General features: G+C 48.9%; 5 protein-coding genes. 4 read left to right on the top strand and 1 reads right to left on the bottom strand.

Annotated features, from left to right (window positions below; translation table 11 throughout):
- The 4 genes from A3750_RS09275 to A3750_RS09260 all read left to right on the top strand — a co-directional run.
- On the top strand, positions 1-580 hold a 580-nt coding region (locus A3750_RS09275; protein WP_156498501.1), incomplete at its 5' end, for an aminotransferase class IV.
- The gene (gene mltG, locus A3750_RS09270; protein WP_156492622.1) at positions 567-1,676 is read left to right on the top strand and encodes an endolytic transglycosylase MltG; all 1,110 of its coding nucleotides are present in this window, start codon (positions 567-569) and stop codon (positions 1,674-1,676) included. The genes A3750_RS09275 and mltG, both read left to right, overlap by 14 nt.
- A gap of 36 nt (positions 1,677-1,712) precedes the next feature.
- A complete protein-coding gene (gene tmk / locus A3750_RS09265; protein ID WP_068458539.1) occupies positions 1,713-2,330 on the top strand; it encodes a dTMP kinase in 618 nt (205 codons plus the stop codon).
- A gap of 29 nt (positions 2,331-2,359) precedes the next feature.
- Entirely contained in the window at positions 2,360-3,409 is a 1,050-nt protein-coding gene (locus A3750_RS09260) for a low specificity L-threonine aldolase (protein WP_068548188.1), read from the top strand.
- 12 nt (positions 3,410-3,421) lie between these two features.
- On the opposite strand, the gene A3750_RS09255 is transcribed toward A3750_RS09260, so the two are convergent.
- A partial coding sequence (locus A3750_RS09255; RefSeq protein ID WP_197474976.1) for a permease occupies positions 3,422-3,933 on the bottom strand: 512 nt, incomplete at its 5' end.

The raw sequence follows: 3,933 nt of genomic DNA, 5'->3' as shown, positions 1-3,933 counted from the left end.
TTTTGCTATCCGCAGAGAGGGTGGTCGTGGTTACGCCCCGATGCAGCCAAGTGTGACAGATTTCCACCTACAAGCGTTCGAATTGCCGCAGTATCAAGCGGATTTCTACAGAAAAGGTATTGATCTAAAGCTGTGTGCTTACCAATTAAGCGAGCAGCCGAATCTAGCTGGCATTAAGCACATGAATCGTCTCGACCAAGTCCTTGCAGCCAGAGAGCTTGGTGATGCGCCTGAAGGTTTGATGTTAGATCAGCATCAGCGCGTTATTGAGGGAACGAAGTCGAATCTGGTCGTTTTTTCGGGTGGTCGTCTCTTAACGCCAGAAATAAAGACTTGTGGTATTCGCGGCACCTTATTAAGTGCCCTGCTTGCCGGAGAGCTAGATGCACTTCCGTTATCTGAACAGTCATTAACGCTAGACGATATGTATGCTGCGGACGGACTAGCGATGATCAATAGTGTATTTGGCATATGGCCGGTTGCTCAGTTCGGACAAGCGAAATATTCGATTGTTCCTCAATGCAGAGAGCTAATGTCGAGGGTTAAGGAGCGGTTTGGGTTTCGTTATGAAGTTGATTAAATTTTTGGTGGCCGGAGCAATGCTTTCAGGCTTAATGTTGGTTGCTGCTGTGCTGGCTTACCTCCGATATATTGAGAAGCCCTTACCCATTTCTTCCCCCTTTGTTTACGAGCTAAAAAGCGGAGTCTCTTCTAACCGCGTTATTCAAGATTTTCATCAGCTCGGTATTATTCAATATGAAGAAATAGCCAAGGTGTATCTGCGCCACAAAAATCTTGGGGCCAGCTTAAAGGCTGGTGAGTTTGAGATTGAGCCAGGCTTGAGTTTGGCGGGGTTGTTCACCCTGCTTAGCTCGAATAATCAGGTGCGTTATAAGATCTCTTTGATTGAGGGATCGACATTTCGAGAAGCGCGCGCTGTGTTAGCGGCGGATAAACGGCTTAAACATGTCACTGATGATCTGAGTGATAAGCAGGTTTTGGCGAAACTTCAGGCTGATATAGGTGGATCTCAAAAGAGTGCTGAAGCAAGTTCTAACAAGGCGTCGTTAAATGGGCAGGTACCGGAAAAAACACAGCTTCTATTTTCTCATCCTGAAGGGAGTATTTACCCTGATACGTATTTCTTTCATCGAGGGGAGACCGATCTTTCCATTCTTCGGCGCGCGCACGATCGATTAAAAGCGGTTCTTATGGACGAGTGGGCAAAACGTAAGCCTAAGCTTCCATTGGCGAATGCGTATGAGGCGTTGATTTTGGCTTCGATCGTAGAGAAAGAGACTGGCAAGCCGAGTGAGCGAGAGGAGATTGCGGGTGTATTTATACGCAGATTGAATAAAAAGATGCGATTGCAGACTGATCCCACTGTGATCTATGGGCTGGGTGACCGTTATAAAGGTAATATTACGCGTAAACATCTGCGCGAGCTTACCCCTTACAATACATATAGAATCAATGGATTACCGCCTACGCCAATCGCGCTCGCTGGGCGAGACGCGATTTTTGCGGCGTTAAATCCAAAGCCCGGAAAGAGTTTATATTTTGTGGCAAAAGGCGATGGTTCGCATGCCTTTTCTGAAACCATAGAGCAGCACAATAAGGCCGTCAGGCAGTATCAATTGCGTCGTCGAAGTGATTACCGGTCAACGGTCGAATAAGAAGCTGCGTTCAAGCGCGGATCAAAGAGTAAAACTATGCGTGGAAAGTTTATTACGGTAGAAGGCGGCGAAGGTGTCGGTAAATCCAGCAACATCGAGTTCATTGCAAGCACGTTAAGAGCGAAAGGTATTGATTGCATTGTTACCCGAGAGCCTGGTGGCACCCCCTTAGCCGAAGAGATTCGGGAAGTATTGATACAGCGCAGGGACGAGACCGTGCATCCTGATACCGAGCTCTTACTCATGTTTGCTGCGAGGGCGCAGCATCTCAATGAGAAGATTTTGCCCGCGCTTGAGCGGGGCGTCTGGGTGGTATGCGATCGATTCACTGATGCTACTTTTGCCTACCAGAGTGGTGGTCGTCAGCTGCCGAGTGACAAAGTGTCTAACCTTGAAACCTTCGTTCAAGGGGCGCTTCGACCGGATGTGACGCTGCTTTTAGATGCTCCGATTGAGGTTGGTATGGCGCGCGCTAGTAAACGCGCCGAACTGGACCGTTTCGAAGAAGAGAAAGTAGAGTTTTTTAGTCGTGTTCGCACGACCTATTTGGAGCGCGCAAAGAAAGACCCGAAACGTTTTATCGTGCTTGATGCCAGTCTCGAGCTTGAGCAAGTGCAGGAGCATTTGGCGCAAGCTTTAGACGCTATTATCTAAACTCAGGTTAGAAAGAAGATGTTTTTACTATGAACTTTGGCAGCGATAATCAGAGCGGCGCTTCAGAAAAAATCCTTCAAGCAATTGTTGCAGCGAATTCAGGGGCAGAATCTAGTTATGGAACTGATCGATGGACGCAGCAGGCTGAGGAGAAGCTTGCGGAATTTTTCGAAACCGAAGTTCAGGTTTATTTTGTCGCGTCTGGAACTGCGGCTAACTGTTTAGCGCTGTCTTCTCTCGTAAGCCCTTGGGAGCTGATTGTTTGCCATTCTCACGCCCATATTCTTAATGATGAGCTAAGTGCTCCAGAATTCTATACCGGCGGTGCTCGTCTGCTTGGGCTAGACCTTGATAAGCCAAAACTCTCAGAGAGCGGGTTAAGACAGTATCTTGAGCGGTTTGACGGTCATGACCCTCACACATCTACTCCCAGAGCGCTAAGTCTGACCCAGCTTAGCGAAACTGGATCAGCCTATAGTCTCGATGAGCTGAGTGCTTTAACTCAACTTGCCAAAGCGTATGATATGCGCGTCCATATGGATGGAGCACGTTTCGCGAACGCATTGGTAGGGCTTGGCTGTACACCCGCAGAAATGACGTGGAAGCTAGGAGTGGATGTGCTTTGTTTGGGTGCAAGTAAGAACGGCGCGCTGGCCGCAGAGGCCGTTGTTTTCTTCGATAAGAGCTTGGCGAAAGATTTTGAATTCCGTAGAAAGCGAGCGGGGCACTTGTTGTCAAAAGGGCGCTTACTCGGCTCGCAGTTTTGTGCGTGGCTAGAGGCTGATCACTGGCGCGGGCTGGCAGAAAAAAGCAATGCAGCAGCGCGACGTATTATGACGGGTATCGAGGCCAGCGCATTTGCGGAAGTCATCTGGCCAGTTGATGGTAATGAGGTGTTTGCCCTTATCGACAATCAAAAGATAAAAGAGCTCCGTGATGCCGGAGCGATATTTGGGGAATGGCCTGAGCGTTTTCTTTCTAAGGGTATCGCTCGAGAAAACGCAACGCTGGTGCGTTTAGTATCCTCTTTCAATACCACGGATCAAGAGCTAGAGCAGTTTCTGGATATTCTGTCTTAGGCTTTGCTGGTGCTAGCTGCTCACATTGAGCAGCCAGGCAACGACAAACACCTGTGGCAGCGTCAGCAAGGGTAAAAACAGCGCCGTTTTCCAGGAGCTGGTTGTTTCTTTTATCACCATGATCTCGGTGTAGTCCGTTGCCACGCCGCCCATCAAAAAAGCAAAGCTGTTGCCCGGAGCGTTGGCTCTGGTCATTAAGTCTGCCGCGATGGGCGTTGATCCTTCTGAACATACCTCAATAATGGTTGCCGCGATTAATGTCGCGATCAGTCCGAATATCGTTGGGCCAAAATAATTCTGGAAGTCCTCCAAGCTAACAAAGGCACGAATCGCCGATGCGAGTAATACACCAAATAGTAGCCACTTAAGTATAATACGTGCGCCGCTCATCCCGCCCCTAGTTATGCGAGACAGCAGCTGTCGGTCCCAGTGCACGTTTGCTAGCTGCCTTTTCGCTTCGGGCCAAAACTCAAAGTTGCCGTCGATTTCATGTTTGTTTGGGTTGGGTGGGAGGGTGCCATTCT

Source organism: Oleiphilus sp. HI0079 (genome assembly GCF_001635105.1).
The sequence above is the reverse complement of the archived record's forward strand: the minus strand, read 5'-3'. Positions and strand labels throughout refer to the sequence as shown.

Coding starts and splice junctions, on each gene's coding strand:
- mltG (WP_156492622.1), top strand. CDS start 567: ATGAAGTTGATTAAATTTTTGGTGGCCGGAGCAATGCTTTCAGGCTTA.
- tmk (WP_068458539.1), top strand. CDS start 1,713: ATGCGTGGAAAGTTTATTACGGTAGAAGGCGGCGAAGGTGTCGGTAAA.
- A3750_RS09260 (WP_068548188.1), top strand. CDS start 2,360: ATGAACTTTGGCAGCGATAATCAGAGCGGCGCTTCAGAAAAAATCCTT.